This window comes from Pseudofrankia saprophytica (assembly GCF_000235425.2).
Taxonomy (GTDB): Bacteria; Actinomycetota; Actinomycetes; order Frankiales; family Frankiaceae; genus Pseudofrankia; species Pseudofrankia saprophytica.
Map to the genome: position 1 here is coordinate 654,621 of NZ_KI912267.1, position 23,300 is coordinate 677,920.

The 23,300-nt window shown below is 73.9% G+C and carries 16 protein-coding genes; 8 read left to right on the forward strand and 8 right to left on the reverse strand.

The annotated features are described in order from the left end of the window. Positions 1 to 23: 23 nt before the first annotated feature. Entirely contained in the window at positions 24 to 2,150 is a 2,127-nt protein-coding gene (locus FRCN3DRAFT_RS48115) for a glycosyltransferase (RefSeq protein ID WP_007515268.1), read from the reverse strand. 579 nt (positions 2,151 to 2,729) lie between these two features. Between FRCN3DRAFT_RS48115 and FRCN3DRAFT_RS0237260 the strand changes: the two genes are divergently transcribed. The 6 genes from FRCN3DRAFT_RS0237260 (at position 2,730) to FRCN3DRAFT_RS0237280 (ending at position 11,899) form a co-directional block, all read left to right on the forward strand. After that, positions 2,730 to 4,280, forward strand: a complete 1,551-nt coding sequence (locus tag FRCN3DRAFT_RS0237260) for a hemolysin family protein (protein WP_007515267.1) — start codon at positions 2,730 to 2,732, stop codon at positions 4,278 to 4,280. Further along, positions 4,277 to 5,359, forward strand: coding sequence for a hemolysin family protein (locus tag FRCN3DRAFT_RS0237265; RefSeq protein WP_007515266.1), 1,083 nt, complete (start codon positions 4,277 to 4,279; stop codon positions 5,357 to 5,359). Before FRCN3DRAFT_RS0237260 ends, FRCN3DRAFT_RS0237265 begins: the two co-directional genes overlap by 4 nt. A 311-nt stretch (positions 5,360 to 5,670) precedes the next feature. Then, complete coding sequence (locus FRCN3DRAFT_RS50280) at positions 5,671 to 7,200, forward strand: serine/threonine-protein kinase (RefSeq protein ID WP_007515265.1); 1,530 nt, start codon at positions 5,671 to 5,673, stop codon at positions 7,198 to 7,200. Further along, on the forward strand, positions 7,197 to 8,522 hold the full coding sequence (locus tag FRCN3DRAFT_RS48125) for a WD40 repeat domain-containing protein (RefSeq protein WP_007515264.1): 1,326 nt from the start codon (positions 7,197 to 7,199) through the stop codon (positions 8,520 to 8,522). The genes FRCN3DRAFT_RS50280 and FRCN3DRAFT_RS48125 overlap by 4 nt, the downstream gene beginning before the upstream one ends. Positions 8,523 to 8,763: 241 nt before the next feature. Next, complete coding sequence (locus FRCN3DRAFT_RS0237275; RefSeq protein WP_007515263.1) at positions 8,764 to 11,316, forward strand: Hsp70 family protein; 2,553 nt, start codon at positions 8,764 to 8,766, stop codon at positions 11,314 to 11,316. A gap of 106 nt (positions 11,317 to 11,422) precedes the next feature. Next, a complete protein-coding gene (locus FRCN3DRAFT_RS0237280) occupies positions 11,423 to 11,899 on the forward strand; it encodes a DUF5990 family protein (protein WP_007515261.1) in 477 nt (158 codons plus the stop codon). A 1,398-nt stretch (positions 11,900 to 13,297) separates the two neighbouring features. Here FRCN3DRAFT_RS0237280 and FRCN3DRAFT_RS0237295 read toward each other — a convergent pair. The 5 genes from FRCN3DRAFT_RS0237295 to FRCN3DRAFT_RS0237315 form a co-directional block, all read right to left on the reverse strand. Then, positions 13,298 to 14,158, reverse strand: coding sequence for a class I SAM-dependent methyltransferase (locus FRCN3DRAFT_RS0237295; protein ID WP_007515259.1), 861 nt, complete (start codon positions 14,156 to 14,158; stop codon positions 13,298 to 13,300). A 110-nt stretch (positions 14,159 to 14,268) separates the two neighbouring features. Further along, positions 14,269 to 14,595: an SH3 domain-containing protein gene (locus FRCN3DRAFT_RS0237300; protein ID WP_198939474.1), complete on the reverse strand. Its 327-nt coding sequence runs from the start codon at positions 14,593 to 14,595 to the stop codon at positions 14,269 to 14,271. A 63-nt stretch (positions 14,596 to 14,658) separates the two neighbouring features. Next, the gene (meaB, locus tag FRCN3DRAFT_RS0237305) at positions 14,659 to 15,666 is read right to left on the reverse strand and encodes a methylmalonyl Co-A mutase-associated GTPase MeaB (RefSeq protein WP_335341731.1); all 1,008 of its coding nucleotides are present in this window, start codon (positions 15,664 to 15,666) and stop codon (positions 14,659 to 14,661) included. 95 nt (positions 15,667 to 15,761) lie between these two features. Continuing rightward, positions 15,762 to 18,083, reverse strand: coding sequence for a methylmalonyl-CoA mutase (scpA, locus tag FRCN3DRAFT_RS0237310; protein WP_007515256.1), 2,322 nt, complete (start codon positions 18,081 to 18,083; stop codon positions 15,762 to 15,764). After that, positions 18,083 to 19,990, reverse strand: a complete 1,908-nt coding sequence (locus FRCN3DRAFT_RS0237315) for a methylmalonyl-CoA mutase subunit beta (protein ID WP_007515255.1) — start codon at positions 19,988 to 19,990, stop codon at positions 18,083 to 18,085. Before FRCN3DRAFT_RS0237315 ends, scpA begins: the two co-directional genes overlap by 1 nt. Positions 19,991 to 20,340: 350 nt before the next feature. Here FRCN3DRAFT_RS0237315 and FRCN3DRAFT_RS48130 point away from each other — a divergent pair, with 350 nt between their 5' ends. Together FRCN3DRAFT_RS48130 and FRCN3DRAFT_RS48135 are read left to right on the forward strand one after the other, a co-directional pair. Next, complete coding sequence (locus FRCN3DRAFT_RS48130) at positions 20,341 to 20,688, forward strand: type IV toxin-antitoxin system AbiEi family antitoxin domain-containing protein (protein WP_131803613.1); 348 nt, start codon at positions 20,341 to 20,343, stop codon at positions 20,686 to 20,688. A gap of 148 nt (positions 20,689 to 20,836) precedes the next feature. Beyond that, positions 20,837 to 21,367, forward strand: coding sequence for a hypothetical protein (locus tag FRCN3DRAFT_RS48135; protein ID WP_035931141.1), 531 nt, complete (start codon positions 20,837 to 20,839; stop codon positions 21,365 to 21,367). A 166-nt stretch (positions 21,368 to 21,533) separates the two neighbouring features. On the opposite strand, the gene FRCN3DRAFT_RS0237325 is transcribed toward FRCN3DRAFT_RS48135, so the two are convergent. Together FRCN3DRAFT_RS0237325 and FRCN3DRAFT_RS56850 are read right to left on the reverse strand one after the other, a co-directional pair. After that, positions 21,534 to 22,307, reverse strand: a complete 774-nt coding sequence (locus FRCN3DRAFT_RS0237325; RefSeq protein WP_007515252.1) for a class I SAM-dependent DNA methyltransferase — start codon at positions 22,305 to 22,307, stop codon at positions 21,534 to 21,536. Between the two features lie 72 nt (positions 22,308 to 22,379). Next, the coding region (locus FRCN3DRAFT_RS56850) for a phytoene desaturase family protein (RefSeq protein WP_007515251.1) at positions 22,380 to 23,300 on the reverse strand (921 nt) is incomplete at its 5' end.

A 23,300-nucleotide genomic window follows, 5' to 3' on the forward strand; every position in this document is an offset into this window, starting at 1 on the left:
ACACGGGGCGCCCGCCGGGTGGCTCAGCCGAAGACCATGGTGATGAAGACCGCGAGGAGCGTGACCGCCGCGATGGTGGCGCGCAGGCGGCGGCGCTCGGTCGGGGTGGCCCAGGAGATGCCGCAGGCCGCGGCCACGGGCTCCGCGGCGGTGAACAGGACCGCTCCCGCCCACACGACCACGCCCAGCAGAGCCCGGTCCGGTCGCAGGCCGGCGGCGACGACCGCCGCGGCGAGCCCGGCGGCGGCGAGCGGCAAGGGCAGCAGCGGCGTCCAGGCCTCCGCGACCAGCCGCGCAGCGGCCTCGCGCCACCCGTCCCAGCGCACCCGCGAGATCCACCCGGACCGGCGCCCCGTGGGCAGTTCGAGTGCCTTCTTCCCCGGGGTCTTCTTCTCCAGGGCAGCCTTCTTCAGGGCAACCTTCTCTAGGGCCGCGCCTCGCCCAGCGGGTGCCGAGGTGACCGCCCGCGTCCTCGACACCGCCGGCGACGCCGTCGCTGGGAGCAGAGCGGACGGCGCGATGTCCGGCGCGGCGCCGGCGCCTGTCCGGCCACCGAGGAGGGCGACCCGGGCCACGGCCAGCAGCGACAACGGGATCGAGACCAGCCAGCCCGCGAGCGCCGCCGCGGCGCCCTTCGCGCCGGTGCCGCCCGTGCCGGTCACCGCGAGGCCGAACAGCCCGGCGGCGGCCAGGTAGGGCAGGCCGAAGCCGAGCCAGCCGGCCGGTCTGGCGCCGGCCGCGAGCCGGCCGTCACCAAGGATCACCAACGCCGGCCCGAGCCACATCCCGGCCTGCGCGGCGGCCAGCAGCGGTGCCGCGGCGTCCCACAGGTAGTGCGCCCGCTGCCGGCGATCGAGGCCTGGCTTGACCAGCGGGTTGTCGAACAGGAGGATGCGCAGCCGGTCGACCGCGCGGACGACCATGAGCCGGGCGGCCGTCGCCGGCGGCCGGGCGGCCCGGGCGACGAGGATGGCCGGGTGATGGACGCTTTCCCAGCCGGCCGCGTGCAGCTCGTAGGAGGTGCGCGGCTCCTCCGTCCCGCCGCGTTCGCTGAACCCGTCGACGGTCTCGAGCGCGGCCCGGCGGTAGAGAGTGCCGCTGCCGGCGCCGGCCGCGGCACCGTCGCGGTCCCTGGCCGCGGCCACCAGACGGGCCAGCGCCGGCTCGGCCCGGTCCGGCAGCGGGCCCGGGCCGGCGGCGGCCCGCCACCCCGACGCGACCAGGCCGACGTGCGGGTCGCGCAGGTAGCCAAGCAGCTGGTGGGCGGCGTCCGGCGTGACGACGTCGCCGGCGTCGAGCATCAGGACCGCGTCGCCGTCCGTGCGGGCGAGCGCCGCGTTGAGCAGTTCCGGCCGGCTCGGCGAGCCGTCGGCGCGCCACAGGCAGGTCACGCCGAGCCGCTCGGCGAGTGCTTCGAGCGTCCGGGTGTCGTGCCCGTCGGCGACGTCGATCCGGGTGTCGGCGACCAGGTAGGTCCGGTGTGGGTAGGAGAGGGCACGGGCCGACCGCACGGCGTGGTCGACCTCGCCGAACGGCTCGCCTCGCGCCACGACGAACACGTCCAGCGATCCGGCCGGGCTGGGGGCGCGGCGCACGAAGCGCCGGTTCACCCGGGCGGCTTGCACGGCCAGCACGGCCAGCACCAGGTAGGCGGCGACCTCCGCGGCGAGGCACACCGCCCCGGTGAGCCCGGTGCCGCCGACGTGGCTGGTCCGCCAGACCAGGTAGACCGCGCCGGTGAGGACGGCCCCGCCGCCCGCGGCCACGGGTACCGTCGCCACGAGCGCCGCGCCGTCCGTCACCAGGTGCCAGCCCGCGCGCACGGCCGACGCCGGCGACCGGTCCACCGGCAGGGTCGCGTCCGGACGCTCGCCGGTGGCCCCGCCGGCCGGCGCCGCGAGCGCGGCGGGCTCGACCGGCTCGACCGGCTCGGCGGCCTCGACCGGCTCGGCGGCACCGGCGGCCCTGGTTGGCTTGAGGTACTTCAGGCTCCTGGCGGCCTTGGTGGTCGGCGGGGTGGTGCCGCTGTCCTTCGCCGGCTCCGCTGCCTCCGGTTCCGCCGCACGCGGGGTGGGAATGACGGCCTGTGCCCGCGCCCGGCGGGCGGCGGCCCGACGAGCGGCGTCGCGATCTGCTCCTCGGCCAGCCATGCCCACCCCTTCCGAACAATCAGTTACACCTCGGTTGCGGACAGTAACATTCTGTGAGATCAACATGCCCGATCCCCGCGAGCGGCCCATGACCCTGAGTCAGGTGTGGGACGGCTCTGGGCTGGCCCCCGGGCCGGGGAGGGTGGCGGACGGCCAGGCGGGCGACCAGCGCCGCGCGAGGGGATCCACAAGAGTCGCCGGACCATTTACGATCGGGTATGGACCCGCGAGGCGCGCCCGTATCGGGCGCCGCGTCGCGTCACGTCAGCCGGGTACCTAGAGCAGGTACCGACGGCCAGGCCCGGAAACGCCCGGTAGCGGAGACATCCACTACCGGCGACCAGGCACTCGGCCGCCGGCTCGGCGTGGCTCAGGTGGGCCCTTCCACGCCGGCGCCGGCCGCCCGCTTCCGCGGATCGGCCGGGAACCACCCACGGGTGCCGTCCCGAAGGCCCACGAGGTCCGCCCGGGAGACGTTCCCGGACCCCCGACGACGGAAGGGATCATGAGCGGCTCCGGCGATACCGGCTGTAGTAGGAACCGACCCTCGCGTGTGGGAGCGCCCGCGGAGGTCGACCGTTGATCCAGGCGCTCCTTCTCGTTCTCGGTGTCCTGCTGCTCGCGGGCTGCGGGCTCTTCGTGGCCGCCGAGTTCGCGCTCGTCACGGTCGACCGGGCAAGCGTCGAGCGCGCCGCGAAGCAGGGCGACCGCGCCGCCCGCGGCACCCTGACCGCGCTGCGCTCCCTGTCCACCCAGCTCTCCGGTGCCCAGCTCGGCATCACGCTGACCAACCTCGGCATCGGCTATCTGGCCCAGCCGGCCATCGCCGAGCTGCTCGACGGACCGGTGGCCACGCTCGGCGCGTCCGAGAAGCTGGCGGACACGCTGTCGGTGACGCTGGCACTCGTCCTCGCCACCGCGCTGACGATGGTCTTCGGCGAGCTGGTGCCGAAGAACCTGGCGCTCGCCCGCCCGCTGGGCACGGCGAAGGCCACCCAGCGCTTCCAGCGTGGCTTCACCAGGGCCACCCATCCGGTGATCGGGTTTCTCAACGGCGCGGCGAACCTGCTGCTGCACCGGTTCGGGATCAGCCCCCGCGAGGAGCTCGCCTCGGCCCGCTCGGCCCAGGAGCTGTTCTCGCTGGTCGGCCGGTCGGCCGAGCACGGCGCGTTGCCGAGGGAGACCGCGACGCTGGTCCAGCGCTCGTTGCTGTTCGGCGACCGCACAGCGCAGGACGTGATGACCCCACGGGTGCGGATGCGCTCGATCAACGCCGACGAACCAGTGTCGGCGGTGATCGCGCTGACCAGGCACACCGGCCATTCCCGTTTTCCCGTGCTGGGTGAGGACAGCGACGACGTCGTCGGCCTGGTCCACATCAAGCACGCGGTGGCCGTGCCCGAGGAGGCCAGGACGACCACGCCCGTCCGGACCGTGATGGCCGCGGCGGTCACCGTCCCGTCGGGTACGCCGCTGGAGCCGCTGCTCGAGCAGCTGCGCGCCGGCGGCCTGCAGATGGCGATCGTCGTCGACGAGTTCGGCGGCACCGACGGCCTGGTCACCGCCGAGGACCTGATCGAGGAGATCGTCGGCGACGTGGTCGACGAGCACGACCGGGTGAGCCCGCGAGCGGTCCGGCACCGCGACGGCAGCTGGGCGCTGTCCGGCCTGCTGCGCCCGGAGGAGGCCGAGGAGCTGACTGGCGTGCCGGTGCCGACGGACGACGCCTACCAGACGCTCGGCGGGCTGATGTCGGCCGCGCTCGGGCGCATCCCGGCGGCCGGGGACACGGTGGAGGTCGCCGGCGTCCGCTACACCGTGGAGCGGATGGACGGCCGCCGGGTGGACCGGATCCGCCTCGATCCACCGGTGGACGGCCACTCCCACTCCCACCGGGACCACCCGGACGAGGCTGGCGATACCGGCCGCGCGGGACGCGGGCACGCGGACACACGTCCGTCCGGCGAGCCGCGCCCGGCGGACGGCGACGGCCATCCCACGGCCGGCTCCGGCGGCGGGCTCACCGAGGGCGACACGGTGATGGACGCCCGCCGGCCGCTGCCACCCACCCATCCGCCGCGCGACAACGGCCGGCGCAGCCACACCGCGACAGCGGACGGACGGCGATGAACGACCTGCTCAAGCTGACGCTGACCGTGCTTCTCCTGCTCGGCAACGCGCTGTTCGTCGGTTCGGAGTTCGCTCTCATCTCCGCGCGGCGGACGACGATCGAGCCGCGCGCGGCCGCCGGGTCGTGGTCCGCCAGGATCACGCTACGGGCGATGGAACATGTCTCGATCATGCTGGCCGGCTCCCAGCTCGGCGTCACGGTCTGCACCCTGGGCCTCGGCGCGCTCGCCGAGCCGACGATCGCGCACCTGATCGCGCACCCGTTCGACGCGGCGGGGATGCCCAGCGCCGCCGTCCACCCGGTGGCGTTCGTGCTCGCGCTCGCGCTGGTCACCTTCCTGCACGTGGTGATCGGCGAGATGGTGCCGAAGAACATCGCGCTCGCCGGGCCGGACCGGGCGGCGCTCGTGCTCACCCCGCCGCTGGCCGGCTTCGTCTGGCTGCTGCGCCCGGTGATCTGGGCCCTGAACTGGGTCGCGAACGCCAGCCTGCGGCTCGGCGGGATCGAGCCGAAGGACGAGGTCGCGAGCGTTTTCACCCGCGACGAGGTGGCCGGGCTCGTCGACGAGTCGCACCGGGAGGGGCTGCTCCACGAGGACGAGCACGACCTGGTCAGCGGGGCCCTGTCGTTCGACGAGCGGGCCGCCCGGGACGTGCTGCTGCCCAGGGAGGGCCTGGTCACGGTGCCGATGACCGTCACGCCGAGGGAGATCGAGGACCTCGCGGCGAGCACCGGCTACACCCGGTTCCCGGTGCTCGACTTCACCGGCCGCCTGATCGGCTACCTGCACCTCAAGGACATCCTCGAGACCAGACCGGAGCGGCGGGCCTCGCCGGTCGCCGCCAAGTGGCTGCGCCCGCTGGTGCACGTGCCGGCCGGCACGACGCTGCGCCAGGCACTGGCGACCATGCAGCGCTCGGGCGCGCACCTCGGCCAGGTGACCGACGAGCGCGGCGAGTCGCTCGGCCTGGTCGCGCTGGAGGACATCCTGGAGGAGCTCGTCGGCGAGATCCGGGACGAGGCGGCCGGCCGCCCGGTTCGCCCGACGGCGGCGCCGGCCGCGCAGCGCATGGGGTGACGCCTCGCGGTCACCGGTAGCCGCGAACCGGAATCGTCGCGTCACCCGGCTCACCGGGGTCGTTCACCCGCCCCCCACGAGGGTGTCGGATGGCCGTCAACTGGCCGGTTGTCAGTGCAATCGCGGTACCCGCCGCGTTCGGCGCGGCGTAGCTTGTTGACAGTGCCGGGAAGGTCGGCGGCACGACCACCGAGGTCGGACACCCCAACCCAGGGGCTGCCTTCCAGGCTGGGGGGGAGCGTCGTCGCCCATCGGCGTCGTCACCGACGACACCACTAGCGCGGCAATGCGGCCAGGCGGGAGGCAATCCGGTGGCGGGATCGACTCCACCCCCGGTGTCCGGGAACGCCCCGGCCCCACTGAGCGCAGCCGACCCTCGGCGACTGGGCAAGTACGAGATCATCGGCCGCCTGGGGCAGGGCGGCATGGGAACCGTCTTCCTCGGCCGCTCCCCCGAGGGTACTCCTGTCGCCATCAAGGTGATCAAACCGGAGCTGGCCGAGGCGCCGGAGTTCCGTGGCCGGTTCCGGCGCGAGGCGGAGAGCGCCCGCCGGGTCCGGCGGTTCACGACCGCAGCCGTGCTCGACGCCGACCCCGACGGGCCGAACCCCTACCTGGTGACGGAGTACGTCGAGGGCCCGACGCTGTCGAAGATGGTCGCCCGGCGCGGACCGCTGCGCCCGGCCGACCTGGAACAGCTGGCGCTGTCGGTCGCCACCGCGCTCTCGGCCATCCACGCCGCCGGCATCGTGCACCGTGACCTGACGCCGGCGAACGTGCTGCTCTCCCCCGTCGGCCCGAAGGTGATCGACTTCGGCCTCGCCCGGGACTTCGACGGGTCGGGCGAGTTCAGCCGCACCGCGCGGCACGCGATCGGTACCCCCGGCTACATGGCGCCCGAGCAGATCCTGGACTCCCCGGTGACCTCCGCGGCGGACATCTTCGCCTGGGGCGCCATCACGATCTTCGCCGCCACCGGCCGGCCGCCGTTCGGCGAGGGCCGGATCGAGGCGTTGCTCTACCGGATCCTCTACGAGCCCGCCAACATCGACGGTGTTCCCGCCGAGCTCGCGCCGCTCGTCGACGCCGCCCTGCAGAAGGAGCCGGACCGGCGGCCGACGGCCGAGGCGCTGCGCGCCGCGCTGATGAGCGGCGGCGATCTCGTGCCGGGCATCGCGGCGCTGGGTACCGGGCCGGCCGCCGGCCAGGCGCCCGCGCCGGGCCAGGAGGCGGACCGGGACGCCAAGGAGGGCTCACGGCGCCGCCGCGGCCATCTGTTCGGCCGTGGCGGCCGCGGGCTGGGAGCCGAGGACGCGCCCGTCACCGCCACGCCGGGAACGACATCACGGCCGGGGCCGACCAGCGTCGCGACCGGCCTGCTCACTCCGCCGCCGACCCAGACCCCACCCCCGACACCGGCGACCACGTCCAGGCCGCCGGCGACCACGTCCCGGGCGCCGTCGGCCCCCGGCACCGCCACGCCTCGTCCGCCGGCGACGCCATCCTCGCCGCTGCCCGCACCGCCGGGAGGAGCTCGTCCGGGCGCCGGGCCGGCCGCCCGGTCGGGTGGCCCCGTCGGCACTCCGTCGCGCGGCCCCGGCGCTGCGCCGTCCCGTCCACCCGTCCCACCCGTGCCGGGTGGACCGCCGCCGGCGTCGCGTGCCCCCTCCCGCCGGCGCCCGTCGCCAGCCGGGGGCCAGCGGTCGGCTCGGGTGACCGGCCCCCGCCTACGGTCAGCCGGCAGGCGCCGCCGACGCCGCCGTTCGCGGGCCCGAGCGGGGCAGGCCAGCCCGATCCGGGCCATGACGGCGCCGAGCGGCGCTCCGGCCGGCGCAAGGTGATCCTGGTCATCGCGGGGCTCGCCGTGCTCGCCGTCGCCGCCGTCGGCATCCCGCTGGCGATCGCAAACGGGTCCGGCGGTGACGGCGGCGGTGGCTCCGGCTCCGCGGCGCATCGAGCCGAGCTCTCCACCGGTCTCGCCCAGCAGGCCGCGGCCGCGCGAGCGAGCGACCCGGCCAGGGCCGCGCGGCTCAGCCTCGCCGCCTACCGGCTCTCGCCGACCGAGGCGGCCGCGAAGGCGATGGTCGCCTCGTTCACGGCCGGTTCCTGGGTCACCCTGCCGGGCCCCGCCGCGACCTACACCGGCGACGCGCTCTCGGCCGACGGCAGGCTCGCCGCCGCGACCGACAACGCCGGCCACCTGCGGCTGTGGGACCTGTCGAACCCGGACAGCCCCGCGCCGGCCGCCGACGTCGCGACGTCGAGCGGTGGTGCCGACGCCGGGCCGACCATCCTCGGCCCGCGGTTCCTGCCCGCCGGTGGCCTGGTCACCGGCGGCGGCACCGGCCACGTCTGGGACCTGGGCGACCCGCGCGCACCCAAGCCGCTCGCCCCGATCACCTCACCGTCGGGCCAGGTCGGCCAGGTGGCACGGCTGGCGCTCTCGGGCGACGGCAAGCTGCTGGCGACGGCGGACCTGAACCAGGCGATCGACCTGTGGGACGTGAGCGACCCGGCCAACCCGCGCTTCCTGCGACCGTTGCGGAGCACGGGCCTGACGACCGACATCGCGCTCAGCCCCGATGGGCACACCCTGGCGATCGCGGGGGTGGACGGCACGGTTAGCCTGCTGGACATCAGCGATCCGCGGAACCCGGCCGAGCGCGGCCACACGGCGGGACTGGTAGGCCAGGTGAACGCCGTGGCGTTCCTGCCGGATGGCAGGCGCCTGGTCACCGGGAACGACGACGCGACCGTGCGGCTGTGGGACATCACCGACCTGGCGAAGCCGAAGCAGGTGGGTCAGGAGTGGCGCGGTCACCAGTCCGGCGTCCTCGACGTCGTGCCGGTCGGGGGGACGTGGCTCGTGAGCACCGACGCGGGCGGCACCCTGCTCGGCTGGGACCTCGGCGCCGGGTCGGTCACTCCCACGCCCGTGTCGCTCGACAGCCAGGTGACCCCCCGCGACGTGGCCGCCGACGACGCAGGCAAGTGGCTGCTCAGCGCGCCGACCAGCGCCTCGGCCGGCGGGGTGACCCTCGGCTCGACCGACCCGGCCCGGCTCGTGACGGTCGCCTGCAAGAACCCGGCGAACCGGATCAGCGCCACCGAATGGACGAACCTCATCGCCGACCTGCCCTACGAGGACCCGTGCTCGGGCTGACGGCGAGACGTCGGACGTGGCACGGACGACCGAATGGCGGCCCCGCCGGCGAAAGGCGGCGGGCGCCATAGCCGGGAATCTTTAGGAAGTAGACGGCGGTCGGCTGGCCGACATCGGCCCGGCCACCGCCGAATGCACTCGATCGTGTGACCTAACATCAGAACAGCCAACCGGGGAACACTGCCGGGGCCGCTATGACCGCGGCCCCGGTGTGAGGCGGCAGGAAGCACAGGGGATAGCCATGGGCTACCAGCTCGGCATCGACATCGGCACAGCCAACACCGTCGTCGCCATTTCGGACGGCGACTGGCCGCAGGTCCTCACGGTCGCGGGCGGCCCGTCCATACCGACGGTGCTCTATTTCCCGCCGACCGGCCCGCTCTCGTTCGGCCGGGCCGCCGCGCGGCGCGCGCTGGCCGATCCGGCTCGTGCGACGGAAGGATTCGCGCGCCGCGTCGGCGACTCCTCCCCGATCATGATCGGCGGCGGCGCATACGCGCCGGAAGGACTCGTCACCCGTTTCCTGGAACGGGTGATCATCGCGGCGGCGGAGACACGCGGCTCGAATCCCGACCACGTCGTCGTCACGTATCCGACCAGCTGGAACGCGCGGCGCCGAGAGCTGTTCACCGAGGCGCTGGAACGGCTCGACGCGCGCGACATCCCGGTGTCCGCCGCGCCGGCGGCCGATGCGCTGGGCGCCGTGCTGGCGCGCCGCGCCGCGAGCAGGACCCGCGGCCGGTCCACCGACCTGGTCGCGACCTACGACTTCGGCGCGGGCACGTGCGAGGCGGCGGTGCTGTCGGTCACCGACTACGGCGCCGAGGTCGTGGGCTCGCCGACGGGGCTCGCGCACACGGGCGGCGTCGACCTGGACACGCTCCTGCTCGAGCATGTGCTGTCCGCCGCCGGCCCGGTCGTGGCGGGGCTGGACCGGTCCGACCCGGCGACGGTCACCGCGCTCAGCCGGCTGCGCCAGGAGGTCGTCGCCGCCAAGGAGACGCTGGCCGCCGACGACGAGGCCTCCGTCCCGGTGACCCTGCCCGGCGTGTTCGCCTGGGTGACGCTGCGCCGCGAGGACCTGGAGCGTCTGGTCACGCCGGCGATCGAGGACAGCGTGCGGGCGCTGGTCCGCACGGTGCGCTCGGTGCCGGCGTCCGCGGACCAGCTGTCCGCGGTGCTGCTCTACGGTGGCGTCGCACGGATGCCGCTGGCCGACCGGCTGGTGCGGGCCGCGCTGCCCGGCGCCGGGCGTTTCGAGCACCGGCCGGCCGAGGACCTCGCGGTCGGGGCGGCGCTGCTGGCCGCCGGGCTCGCCGAGCAGGCGGAGCCGGTCGCCGGCGGCGCGACGGCGCTGATCGGCCCGGCGTCGATGGAGCCGCCGGAGCTGTCGTCGTTCCCCGGGATGTCGATGCCGCCGGCGGGCACGACCTACGTGGCGCCGGGAGCCGTCGCGGCGGCGGCCGGCGGCGGCTGGCAGGACCCGGAATCGACGGCGCGCATCGCCGCCTACGAAGCCTTCCCCGCGGCCACCGCCGCGGGCGTGGGCGCGGCCGGCGTGGGCGCGGCCGGAGCGGCGGCGGCCGGGGCCGGGCATCCGGAGCAGCACGGCCTCGTCTCCTGGGGCACCGGGCCGGACACGGGCGAGCGCACGGTCGTGCACGGCGGGGCCGGCCGGCCCCCAGGCGGACCTGCTCCCCAGCGGTCGGCGGGCCCGCCGCCGCGCCGCTCGGGTGTGCTGGGCTCGCTGCGCACCAAGAGCGGGATCGCGGCCATCATCGCGGCGGTGGTCTTCATCGCCGGCGGCACCGCGCTCGGGCTCACGCTGACCCGGTCCGACAGCTCCGGCCCGACGATCACCGCCGCGCCGTCGAGCCAGCCGGCGACCCAGCCGGCCACGGGGGCCGCGACGACGCCTCCGGCCGTGGCCCGCAACCTGGTCCGGGTGGCCGACTCGAACGAGGTCGCGCCGATCAGCGAGCGCGCGTTCCAGGAGTTCCGCCAGTCCGAGCCCAAGGTGACGGTCGCCTTCGATCCGGGGGTCACCGACACCACCCAGGCCTTCACCAAGCTGTGCAACGGCGAGGTCGCTGTCGCCGGCACGTCCTACGAGCTGGACCCGAAGTTCGCGCCGGACCCGAGCTGCAAGGACGAGGTGGTCGGGTTCGAGATCGCGCACCACACCCTGCCGATCGTGGTGAACCCCGCCAACACCTGGCTGGGCTGCCTGGACCTGGCCAAGCTCAAGGAGCTCTGGGGCGCGGGCTCCACCATCACCCGGTGGAACCAGCTCAACCCGAGGTACCCGGACGAGCCGATCAACTTCGTCGGGCCCAAGCCCGACAGTGTGCAGGCGCAGGTGTTCAACGCCAGCATCAGCGGTGACAGCGCCAAGTCCCGGCCCTACACGACGACGGACCTGGCCGGCGTCGCGCAGACCGTACAGAACGACCGGGACGCCATCGGCTACCTCGACTTCCCGACGTACAACCAGCTGGGCTCCAAGCTGCGCGGGGTGCTCGTCGACGGCGGGGAGGGCGAGGGGTGCCAGCCGCCGAACGCCATCACCGCCGGCAGCGGCGCCTACGTGCCACTGTGCAAGCCGCTGTTCGTCTACGCCCGCGTCGACGCGCTGAAGGACCCGGCCACCGTCGCCTACCTGCGCTACTACCTGGAGCACGCGCAGACCATCACGACCGAGACCGGCTACGTCGGGCGTTCCAACGCCACCACCAAGTCCAACATCGACCGCCTGAGTCAGCTGTCCCAGGGAGTAGGCCCGATACCCGCCTAAGACGGGCGTCGCACCCCGGCGGCGGAATCCTGTCTCACCCCGGTGAGAGGATTCCGCCGCCGCCCTGTTTTCGGACCCGTGTCGCGAGCGGAGGGAAGACGAGCCAGTGCTGATCCGCGTCGAGGGGTCGGACCTGCCGGGCCGGGCGTGCGCGGGCGGGCCCGGCTTTCCTGGCTACACGAACATCCACGTCGCAGTCCAGCCGCGGGGCCGACCCACCGAGCTGCTCGGTCTCGTCCCGGGCGACGCCGCGACGGCGGTATGGACCCTCGAGTGCACCACCTCGACCACACCCGCCACGACCACACCCGGCGGGATCGACCTGCGGGGCCAGCACATCCAGGGCCGGCCGGGTGAGCGGTTCATCTACCTGACCTGGGGCGTGGTCGACCCCGCCGAGGGCGGCTTCGCGATGTTCCGGCGGGCAAAGCTCTGGCTGAACGCCATGCCCGCCGACGTCCTCACCGCCGCCGTCGTGTCGAACCTCCTGGTCGGCCGCCTGGGCCTCACCGACGCCAAGGGCCACCCCCTCTGCGCCTCCGTCCGCCCACCCACCATCACCTGGACCGCCGAAACAGCCTGAGGCAGCACCCACCCGGCCCGGCGCCAGGCCGAAATCGGGTCACTGCCCCGGCCAGGGCTGGCGCGGAACACGTCATCCAAGCAGGTCAGATTGGGGTCGGCTGGTCGGTCCCGACCCCACTCTGACCTGCCTGGATGGCGGCGCGTGTCTGCGTGCCTGCCTGTGGACGACGCGACGGCGTCCACAGGGGGCCGGTCTGGCCTCGACGAGGTGCGCGGGCGCGGGGATCGTCCGCGTCGTGGGTAGGCGAGCGTCGTATTCGGTGTCGGCTCAGTTGTTGAGCGCGACGCGGCTCGCCCGCCTGCAGGACGGGATGATCACCTATCGCCAGGCTCTGGATGCCGGTCTCACGCCGGAGGAGATCCGCGTCTTCGTGGCTCGGGGATGGTGGTGGCGGCCCGTACACGGGACATACATCATCCGCTATGTCGTCGGCCTGCCCCCTCGGACCTACGACTGCGTCGAGTCGTCGCCCCGGGAGCTGCGAGGCTGTGCCCGCGCCGCCCTGGCGGCCCGCCCGAACGCGGTGATCTGCGGCCCAACCGCCGCCCGTCTGCTCGGCTTCGCGGTCCTGGCGGAGCCGGTCAGCCACGAACCGGTCCATCATGAGCCGGTTCACGTGATGGAGCGCGGCCGCGGCTCACTACGGCCCACGCCCGGCACCACCCCCCATCGCGGGAACCTCCGGGACGCGGACATCGTCACGATCATGGGCTTGCCCGTGACCTCGGCAGCCAGGACGGTCGCGGACCTGGCGCTTTGGGCTTCGAGCCGGGAGGACGCCGTCAGCCTGATCGACACCGCGCTGCACGGCGGTCAGCTTTCCGATGTCGCCGCGGCACGCGCGGCGACGACGGGACGACCTGGCTGCCGACGAGTGGACAGCTGGTGGGCATTGGCGGACGGCCGGTCGGAGTCCCCGCTGGAGACCCGGGTAAGACTCCTCCTCGTCGATCGAGGTCTGCCGCCCGAGGAGCTCCAGTGGCTGGTCACCGGGGCCGACGGCCGGTTCGTCGCACGGGTCCGACCTCGCCTATCCCAGCCGCCTGGTCGCCATCGAGTCGGATGGCGTCCGGTTCCACGGCGGCCCGGGTTCCACCGGCGGCCGTGTCGACCCTGTCTTCCGCGACCGCCGTCGTCAGAACGCACTGATCGGACTCGGCTGGAAGGTCATCCGGGTCACCTGGTGCGACGTCGTCGATCAGCCGCACGTGGTGATCGCCGAGATCCGCGCCGCTCTCGGCTCGGCGCATCGTCGAGGCAGGTGACATTGGGGTCGAGCAGCCGGTCCACACCCCGATTTCACCTGCCTCGGCGGTGGCTGGTCGCGACGGCCACCGCGGTGGCGGCAAGGACGGCCGCCGGGACCGGCCGCCGGGACCCCCTGGGCCGGGGCCCTCAGCGGCGGGGCTCGGTGGCGACGATGACGGCCATGGAGGGGGCCCACCAGTAGGTGCAGTCGGCGGGTGGGGTGAGGCCGTCGACGACGCGGACGCCGAACTGGCCGAAGTGGCGCAGCAGGGCGCGCTGGTGGCGCCGGGACACCGAGTCGATCTCGTTCGAGTAGTAGGTGAACGCGCCGTCGTCGGCGAGGTGCTCGGCGGCGGCCGCGAAGAAGTGCTCGGCGAACGTCGCGCCGCGCAGGTAGTACTCGTCGACCTCGGCCTCGGTCAGCGGGTACGTGTCGAACAGGATCCCGTCGTAGCGGCCGAGGCCGCCGATGACCTCCTGCCAGCGGCCCTCGACGATCTCCACACCGGGCTGCCCGGCGGCCCAGCTCCTGGCCGCGTCCGCGACCTGGGGGTTCGCCTCGATGATGGTGTGCCGCGCGGCGCCGGCGTCCCGCACATAGCCGGCGGAGATCGCCATGCCGAAACCCACCTCCAGCACCGAGCCGCCCGGCCGGGCGACGGCGCCCGCGAGCGCCCGCATCAGTGGGCGCTCCCAGGCCTGCATCACCTCCTGGCCGGAGACGACCAGCTCGTCGTCGGTCAGCTGGGGCGCGGCCGCGTCGACGGCCGCGTCGATGAGCGGCCGCGCACTGCCCGCCACCATCGCGCCCGACGTGGCGTCGAGCGCGGCGACGTCTGCGACGAACTCGTCGAGCGCGCGGCGCAGCAACAGCTCCCGCGGCTCCGCCGACATCGACCCGAGCAGTCCGTCCGACGCGGCGAACGTGACGTCGAACTTGTCGGCATGCCGCCGGAGCAACGCAGACCTCCCGGGCAGTCGGAGCAAGGGCCGCGGGAACGCCCACATGGTCGCTCGCTGTCAGACCCCGCGAGCGGATCGTAGGGCCAGGCCAGGCCCACGTCGCCGATTTGGACCGAAAGGTCCACCTGCCGGGCCGAAAGGCCCTTGGCTGGCGGTCAGTCGACGTCGGCGACGGTCCGCACCGGGACCCAGCCCTCGCGGCCGGAGGTGTCGCGGCACCACAGCCAGCCGCTTTCCGGGTCCTCTGCGAGGACGTCAAGCGCCTGGCCTACCTCGGTCGGCAGCTCGGTCGTGTCGTAGGGGGTGACGACCGTCGCCGGGCCGGCAGCGGTGCCCGACAGGTGGCGACCCGGCACCCAGCCGCTGCCACGCGCCGTGGTGACGAAGACGAACGCCGGCCAGTCGGTGTCCCGGCCACCGACCTCGACCCGGTCCCCCACGTCGACCCGCAGCGGCGCCCGCTCGGGCGTCTCGTGCGCCACGGACGCGATCACTCGCCGCATGCCAGGCAGTCCAGGGCCCGGCGCGTGCCCGTCCGCCACGTCTCAGGCGACCGGGTCGGCGCCTGCCGCCGGACCGGCTGGACCGGAGGAAAGGGGGGAACCGGGGGAATCCGCGCGACCATCGGCGGACTGGGCGTAGGCGGCGAGGATCGCGTCGGCGGCGAGGCTGGGGGTGAGCGTGCCGTCGCGGACGCGGCGCTCCAGGTCGGGGGTGAGCGCCCGGACCGCCGGCCGGGCGCGCAGGTCGGCGAGCAGCCGGTCGTGCACCATCGCCCACGTCCAGTCGACCTGCTGACGGCGGCGTCTCGCCGCCAGCAGCCCGCCGGCGTCGAGCAGGTCCTGGTGGGCGACGACCTGGTCCCACACCTCGTCCAGGCCCTTGCTCTCGATCGCGGAGCAGGTCAGGACGGGGGCGCGCCAGCCGTCGTCGGGGGCGCGCAGCATCCGCAGCGCGCCGGCGAGCTCGCGGGCGGCGCGCTGGGCGTCGATCTCGTGCGGGCCGTCGGCCTTGTTCACGGCGATGACGTCGGCGATCTCGAGGACGCCCTTCTTGATGCCCTGCAGCTGGTCGCCGGTGCGGGCGAGCGTCAGGAACAGGAAGGTGTCGACCATGTCGGCGACGGTCGTCTCCGACTGGCCGACGCCGACCGTCTCGACGAGCACGACGTCGTAGCCGGCGGCCTCCATGATGACGATCGCCTCGCGGGTGGCCTTCGCGACGCCGCCGAGCGTGCCCGCCGTCGGCGACGGCCGGATGAAGGCGTTCGGGTCGGCGGACAGCGTCGCCATCCGGGTCTTGTCGCCGAGGATGCTACCGCCGGTGCGGGTCGACGACGGGTCGACCGCGAGCACCGCGATCCGGTGGCCGGCGGCGGTCAGCCGCGTGCCGAGGGCGTCGATGAATGTCGACTTGCCCACGCCCGGCACGCCCGTGATCCCGACCCGGCGGGCCTTGCCGGTGTGCGGCAGCAGCTTCACCAGCAGCCGCTGCGCCGCCGCCTGGTGGTCGGGCCGCCTCGACTCGACCAGGGTGATCGCCCGCGCGACCATCGTCCGGTTGTTCGCGAGCACCCCGTCCGCATAGGCGTCGACGTCGACGGTGTGGCGGACGGCCGGCACGCGGGCGAGAACCTCCGTCACCAGGGTCAGGCCGCGCCAGCAGCGGCGTCGCCGTCGGCGTCTCCGTCGCCGTCCGCGGCCGTGCCGTCGCCGAGGTCGTGGCCGAGCTGGGCGGCGAGGATGCCGAGGACCTCGACGGCGGACTCGGCGATGCTGGTGCCCGGCGGGAAGATCGCGGCGGCGCCGGCGGCGCGCAGCGCGTCGTAGTCCTGCGGCGGGATGACGCCACCGCAGGTCACCAGGATGTCGGAGCGGTCGAGACCCGCGAGCTCGGCACGCAGCTCCGGCACGAGCGTCAGGTGACCGGCGGCCAGCGACGACACGCCGACGATCTGCACGTCCGCCTCGACCGCCTGCCGGGCGACCTCGGCCGGCGTCTGGAACAGCGGGCCGACGTCCACGTCGAAGCCGAGGTCGGCGTAGCCGGAGGCGACGACCTTCTGGCCGCGGTCGTGGCCGTCCTGGCCCATCTTGGCGATCAGGATGCGGGGGCGGCGGCCCTCGGCCTGCTCGAACGCGGTGGCCAGCGCGCGCGCCCGGCTGATCTCGGGCGACGGCCCGGCCTCGTCGCGGTACACGCCGGAAATCGTACGGATCTGCGCGGCATGCCGCCCGTAGACCTTCTCCAACGCGTCGGAGATCTCCCCGACGGTCGCCTTCGCGCGGGCGGCGTCGACGCCGAGCTTGAGCAGGTTGCCGTCGAGGCCCGCGGCCCGAGTGCCCGCCTGAGCCTCCTCGGCGGCGCGGGTGAGGGCGGCGAGGGCGGTCTCGACGGCCTCCGGGTCGCGGTCGGCACGCAGCTGGCGCAGCTTGGCGAGCTGCTCCGTGCGCACCGCCGAGTTGTCGACCTTGAGGACGTCGATGTCCTCCCCGCCGGCGAGGCGGTACTTGTTGACCCCGACGAGCGGCTGGCGGCCGGAGTCGATGCGGGCCTGAGTGCGGGCCGCGACCTCCTCGATCCTCAGCTTCGGGATGCCGGCGTCGATCGCCGCCGCCATGCCGCCACGCTCCTCGACCTCGGTGATGTGGCCCCAGGCCTTGCGGGCAAGGTCGTAGGTGAGCCGCTCGACGTAGTAGCTGCCGCCCCAGGGGTCGATGACCTGGGTGGTGCCGGACTCCTGCTGCAGCAACAGCTGGGTGTTGCGGGCGATCCGGGCGGAGAAGTCGGTCGGCAGCGCCAGCGCCTCGTCGAGGGCGTTGGTGTGCAGCGACTGGGTGTGGCCCTGGGTGGCGGCCATCGCCTCGATGCAGGTGCGGGCGACGTTGTTGAAGACGTCCTGGGCGGTCAGCGACCAGCCGGAGGTCTGCGAGTGCGTCCGCAGCGACAGCGACTTGCTGCTCTTCGGGCCGAACTCCTTCACCAGCCGCGCCCAGAGCAGGCGCGCGGCCCGCATCTTGGCGACCTCCATGAAGAAGTTCATGCCGATCGCCCAGAAGAACGACAGCCGCGGCGCGAACGCGTCGATGTCGAGGCCCGCGGCGAGGCCCGCGCGGATGTACTCGACGCCGTCGGCGAGCGTGTAGGCGAGCTCCAGGTCCGCGCTCGCGCCCGCCTCCTGCATGTGGTACCCGGAGATGGAGATCGAGTTGAACTTCGGCATCTTCTGCGAGGAGTACGCGAAGATGTCCGAAATGATCTGCATCGACGGCTTCGGCGGGTAGATGTAGGTGTTGCGGACCATGAACTCCTTGAGGATGTCGTTCTGGATGGTCCCGGCCAGCTGCTCCGGGGCGACCCCCTGCTCCTCGGCCGCGACGATGTAGAGCGACAGGATCGGCAGCACGGCGCCGTTCATCGTCATCGACACGCTCATCTTGTCCAGCGGGATGCCGTCGAAGAGCTGCCGCATGTCGTAGATCGAGTCGATCGCCACGCCCGCCATGCCGACGTCGCCCGTCACCCGCGGGTGGTCGGAGTCGTAGCCCCGGTGGGTCGGCAGGTCGAAGGCGACCGAGAGGCCCTTCTGGCCGGCGGCCAGGTTGCGCCGGTAGAACGCGTTCGAGTCGGCGGCCGTCGAGAAGCCTGCGTACTGGCGGATCGTCCACGGCTGGGTCACGTACATCGGCGCATACGGCCCGCGCAGGAACGGCGCGATCCCCGGGTAGGTGTCGAGGAAGTCGAGGCCCGCGGTGTCGGCGGCGGTGTAGAGCGGCTTGACCTCGATGCCCTCGGGGGTGTCCCAGGTCAGCGCGTCGACGTTCTTGCCGGTCGCCGCCTCGACGGCGGCGCGCCACTGGCTGTCCTGATGCGCGCCAGCGGCGGCGTCCGGACCGGCCGCCGGCGACGAGGCGGCGGCGAGGCCGAGCTCGACGTCGGCGAAGTCGGGAATCAGGTCCTTGCTGGGCATCAGGCGACCTCGGCCTTCGCTAGGGCGGAGCGCAGGACGTCGACGGCGTCGCAGCCGGTGAAGACGTAACCGCCGATCCCGGCCGCCTCATCCGAGGCTGCCCGCTCTCCCGGCTTACCGGCAAGCCATACGTGGTTGGCGCCGGCGGCCTTGAGGGCGGCGGCGACGGGCGCGGCGCTGGCCGCGTACGCCTTGTCCGACGCGCACAGGCAGGCAATCTTCGCGCCCGAGGCGGTGAACGCCGCGGCGATCGCCGCCGGGTCGTCGCCCGGGCCCGCGTTCGGGGTGTCGAACCCGCCGGCCTGGAAGAGGTTCGCGGCGAACGTCGCGCGCGGGGTGAAGGACGCGAGCGACCCGATCGTGGCGAGGAACGCCACCGGCCGGGTGCCGTTCGCCGCCAGCGCCGCGTCCGCGCGGGCGCGCAGGTCCTCGTAGTCCTCGTCGTAGTGCCGGATCGGCAGCCCGCCGGTCTGGGTGCGCGCCGGCGCCGGGGTGCGCGCGGGCAGCGTCTCGGCGACGTTCGGGAACTCGCTGACGCCGGTCAGCGGCGCGCGGCGCAGCGCCAGGTCCTCCCGGCGGCGCGCCCAGGTGGCGTCGAGCCGCTCGCCGACGAGGCCGCTCGCGAGCGCCGCGGCCATCCCGCCGGCCCGCTCGATCTCGGTGAAGAACGCCCAGGCGGCCTCGGCGAGCTGGGCCGTCAACGCCTCGACGTACCAGGAGCCACCCGCCGGGTCGATCACCCGGGTCAGGTTCGACTCCTCCTGCAGCAGAACCTGGATGTTGCGCGCGAGCCGGCGGGACGTGTCGTCCGGGAGGCCCAGGCGCGCGTCGAACGGCAGCACCGTGATCGCGTCGGCGCCGCCGACACCGGCGGCGAACGCGGCGATCGTGGTGCGCAGCAGGTTCACGTACGGGTCGCGCCGCGTCATCATCGCCGACGACGTGACGGCGTGCTGGCGCTGCGCCCGGTCGGCGTCGAGGGCGCCGCAGACCTCGGCGACGCGGGCCCACAGCAGCCGGGCGGCGCGCAGCTTCGCGATCGTCGAGAACTGGCCGGCGGTGGCGGCGTACCGGAACTCCAGCTGGCCGAGCGCGCTGGCGACGTCCAGGCCGGCCCCGGTGAGCGCCCGAAGGTAGGCGACCCCGGTGGCCAACGACGCGCCAAGTTCCTGCGCGTCGCCGCCACCCGCGTCGTGGTACGGCGTCGCGTCGACGACGAACGTCCGGACCCCGGGATAGCTCGCGGCGACGCGCTCCGCGAGCCGCGATGCCTCGTCCAGGTGGGCCTTCACCGCCTCGCCGGCGAGGCCGGTGCGGGCGGCGAGGCCGAGCGGGTCGGCGCCGAGCGTCGCCACCAGCTCCGACGGCGCGACCCCACGGGCGGCCGCGAGCGCGAGCAGCACGTCGGCCGCGGCGGTCGTCGTCACCGCGTCGCCGCCGGTGTCGAGCACGATGGGCGCCAGGTCGAGGTAGACGTCGCGCAGCACGTCCGGCAGCGCCTCGACGGCGATGCCGCCGGCCGGGGCGAGCAGCAACCACAGCGACGTGGCGGCGCCTTCCAGGTCGGCGAGCACGGCCTCGGCGGTCGTCTTCGCGTCCGGGTGGGAGTGCGCCGCCCGCAGGTCCCAGCCCCCGACCGCCCCCTCGGCGCGTCGCCCGCGGACGAACGGCGCGAGGCCGGGAACGCCGACGTCGACGGGCACTCCGTCACCCGCTGTGTACAGCGGCTTGATCGCGAAACCGTCGTAGCTGGCGGTCGCGAGCAGCGACTCGGCGTCCGCCGGGACGGCCTGCTCTCCGGCTGCTCCTGACTTGCGCAGAACCGCGAGTACCAGCTTCTGCCAGGCTTCTCGCGACGCCTGCGGGAACAGCGCGGCCAGCTCCAACTCGGCCGAGGGAACGCTCATGACCGGATCGTAGAGTCCCTCGCCCCGGGGAGCCTGGAATGTACTCCCAGTCACATCCGCTTGCGGTCGATCCCTGCCACCCCCGCATCCCCCTTCCCCCAGGCATCGCGGTGCCTCTGGGGCCACGCCTCATCGAGCCATGAGTTCTGGTGCCCAGGAGGCCGGCCTTGACCCCACGAGCCATGGCCACATCTCAGGACGCTCGGAGTCTCGATGGGGTCCTCGGAGGTCACGGTCGAAGGCGGCGGCCGGCCCATGATCCGATGGGTGCGCGGTCATCGTGGCTCGGTTATCCACATGCCGGTGGGCACGGGCTCGACACGGCCGCGGGCTGGACGGAACGTGACGCAGTGCGCCACCGATCTTCCACCTCGGCCGTGGTCACCGCCGCGATGCTGCACGCGGGGCAGGTGGCCCGTGGGCAGAACGGCATGATCACCTATCGGCAGGCACTGGACGCCGGTCTGGCCAGAGAACAGATCCGACAGTTCGTCGCGCGTGGCTGGTGGTATTCGCCCTCCCGTGGCAGCTACGTGATCCGTGCGGTCGTCGGGCCCGCGGACGGTGAGAATGACCTACGGGCCCGCGCTCAGGCCGCGCTCGCCGGACGGCCTGACGCGATCATCGCCGGGATCACGGCGGCTCGGCTCCTTGGGCTCGGTGCACACGCGCTGCCACCGCTGACCGCTGACCGCTGACGAGCCGATCCACCTGCTGGTCGCCCGACGCGGGGCGATCCACCCGGCGCGGGGCGTCCACGTCCGGTTCGGCATCCTTGCCCCGGATGACATCACGGCGGTAAGTGGCCTGCCGGTGACGTCCCCGGCTCGTACCCTGGCTGATCTCGTGCTCGGCTCCGCAGAGCCGGAGGAGGCGGTCAGCCTCATGGACGCGGCCCTGCGGTCCGGCCGCCTTGACAGGCTCGACGTCGCCCGAGCCGCCGCGGCGGGCAGGCCGGGATGCAGACGAGCGGAACCATGGTGGTCCCGGGCCGATGGACGATCCGAGTCCGCACTGGAGACCCGCGCCCGGCTGGTCCTCGTCGACGGCGGACTCCTGCCCGAGCAGTTGCAGTGGCTGGTCCGGGACGAGTCCGGCGTTCCGGTCGCTCGGGTCGACCTCGCCTATCCCAGCCGCCGCGTGGCGGTGGAGGCCGACGGCGTGCGTTTTCACGTCGGCGCAGGCGGGAACCGCGGTGCCAGCGGTGTGGCCTGGACCCGTGACGGCGTCGATCCGGTCTTCCGCGACCGCAGGCGTCAGAATGCCCTCGCCCGGCTTGACTGGAAGATCGTGCGAGTCACCTGGTTCGACGTCGTGGATCAACCGCTGGAAGTGATCGCCAACGTCCGCGGAGCCCTGAGCTCACGACCAGCCTGACCTGGCCGGTCTGGCCGACGCGCGACGAAACACGTCAACCGCCCTATCGGATCATGAGATCTCATCCTGACCTGTGGCGCCATCAGAGGCGTATTGGGCACCACGGGCCATGCGGACAGTGGATCCCCCGCGAGTCATGGACCCACAGCAAGTCAGCGCCGCGGCGTCAGGCCGGCTTGTGCCAGACCGAGACGTGCGCCGTGCTGGCGTTGGTGAAGGGGGCCGCGGACCAGTCGGCGTGGCGGGCGGTGAGGGTCAGTCCCGCCAGGGCGGCCATCAGGTCGAGCTCGGCGGGCCAGGCGTAGCGGAGGTTGACCGGGTAGGTCTCGACTCCCCGGGGACTGATGATGATGTGGTTGCCACGGACCGTCTGGGAGTTGCGGTCGTGGATGACGGCGACCAGCTTGGACTCGTCACCGACGATCGCCTCGGTGCTGAAACGCGAGCCGTTCGAGTGGAGCCCTTGGTCGGGGACGAAGGCGCGCAGGACGAAGGCGCCGCCGGGAGCGAGAGCGCCGGCGACCGAGGCGAAGCACCTGACCTGTTCCGCCTGCGAGGGCAGCGCGAAGAACGTGTTGAAGACGACGTAGATGACCCGGAAACCACCGAAGGGAGCGGCTGCCTCGGCCAAGACCGCGGGGTCGCCGAAGTCGCCGATCGTGACCGAGATGTCCGCGCCGCCCGGTTTCGACCACAGGCGGGCCACCATCCGCTCGGACGCGTCGATGCCGGCCACCTTCACCCCGGCGGCGGCCAGCGGAAGGGCGGCGCGTCCCGTCCCGATTCCCAGCTCCAGCGCCGGACCGTCCCCGGCCAGCTTGGCGAGCATCCTGACAGCCGCGGGCATCGCCGGCTCCATGCCGTCGTACCAGTCGTCGTAGACGTCCGCGACCCGATCCCCGTACTCGGCGGGGTCCCATCCACCGGGCAGTTCGGCCATGGCGGAAGCCTGCCAGTCGCTCCGATCACCCGCATCTCATTTTCTCCGGCTCGTTCTCCGGCTCGGCCGACGTCAGCCGGCCGCCCCGGCGCGGCGCAGTGCCAGACGCGCGGCGTGGTAGCCGGACATGCCGTGGGTACCGGCGCCGGGCGGGGTGGACGCGGAACAGAGGTAGACCCCGGGCAGCGGGGTGGCCCAGGGGTGGCGGGACAGGACGGGGCGGGCGAGCAGCTGGCGCAGGTCGGCGGTGCCGCCGCCGATGTCGCCGCCGATCTCGTTGGCGTTGTGCGCCTCCAGCGCTGCCGGGCCCATGGCGTGCCGGGCGAGAATCCGGTCGCGGAAGCCGGGGGCGAAACGCTCGACCTGGTCCTCGATCGCGGCGGTCATGTCGACGGTCGAGCCGAGCGGGACGTGGCAGTACGCCCAGCCGGTGTGCCTGCCCGCCGGCGCCCGGGTCGGGTCGGCGACCGTGGCCTGGACGAACAGGACGAACGGGCGCCGCGGGTGCCGGCCCCGGGCGACGGCGCGCTCGGCGGCGGCGACCTCGGCGAGCGTGCCGCCCAGATGCACGGTCCCGGCGCCGGCCACCGCCTCGTCCCGCCAGGGCACGGGCCCGTCGAGCGCCCAGTCGACCTTGAAGACGCCGGGGCCGTACCGATACCGCGCCAGCGCGGCCCGGTAGCGCGTGGGCAGCTCGTCGCCCACGATCCGCAGGACCTGCCGGGGGGTGAGGTCGAGCAGCACCGCCCGCGCCGGCGGCAGCTCGCGCAGGCTGGTGACCGGCTGGCCGGTGACGAGCTCGCCGCCGAGCACCCGCAACCGGGCGACGAGCGCGTCGGCCAGCGACTGGGAACCGCCGACGGCGACCGGCCAGCCGACCTGGTGGGCGCTCACCGCCAGCAGCAGGCCGTAGGCCGCGGTCATTGGCTGGTGCAGGTCGAGCATCGAGTGCGCGGCGAGGCCCCCGAGCAGCGCGCGGGCGGCGTCGCCGCG

Bases quoted from the DNA above. Each gene is read 5' to 3' on its own strand.
- FRCN3DRAFT_RS0237295 (WP_007515259.1), bottom strand. From the start codon at position 14,158: ATGTGGGCGTTCCCGCGGCCCTTGCTCCGACTGCCCGGGAGGTCTGCG.
- FRCN3DRAFT_RS0237275 (WP_007515263.1), top strand. From the start codon at position 8,764: ATGGGCTACCAGCTCGGCATCGACATCGGCACAGCCAACACCGTCGTC.
- FRCN3DRAFT_RS0237315 (WP_007515255.1), bottom strand. From the start codon at position 19,990: ATGAGCGTTCCCTCGGCCGAGTTGGAGCTGGCCGCGCTGTTCCCGCAG.
- meaB (WP_335341731.1), bottom strand. From the start codon at position 15,666: ATGGTCGCGCGGGCGATCACCCTGGTCGAGTCGAGGCGGCCCGACCAC.
- FRCN3DRAFT_RS0237325 (WP_007515252.1), bottom strand. From the start codon at position 22,307: ATGGCCGAACTGCCCGGTGGATGGGACCCCGCCGAGTACGGGGATCGG.
- FRCN3DRAFT_RS48115 (WP_007515268.1), bottom strand. From the start codon at position 2,150: ATGGCTGGCCGAGGAGCAGATCGCGACGCCGCTCGTCGGGCCGCCGCC.
- FRCN3DRAFT_RS0237265 (WP_007515266.1), top strand. From the start codon at position 4,277: ATGAACGACCTGCTCAAGCTGACGCTGACCGTGCTTCTCCTGCTCGGC.
- scpA (WP_007515256.1), bottom strand. From the start codon at position 18,083: ATGCCCAGCAAGGACCTGATTCCCGACTTCGCCGACGTCGAGCTCGGC.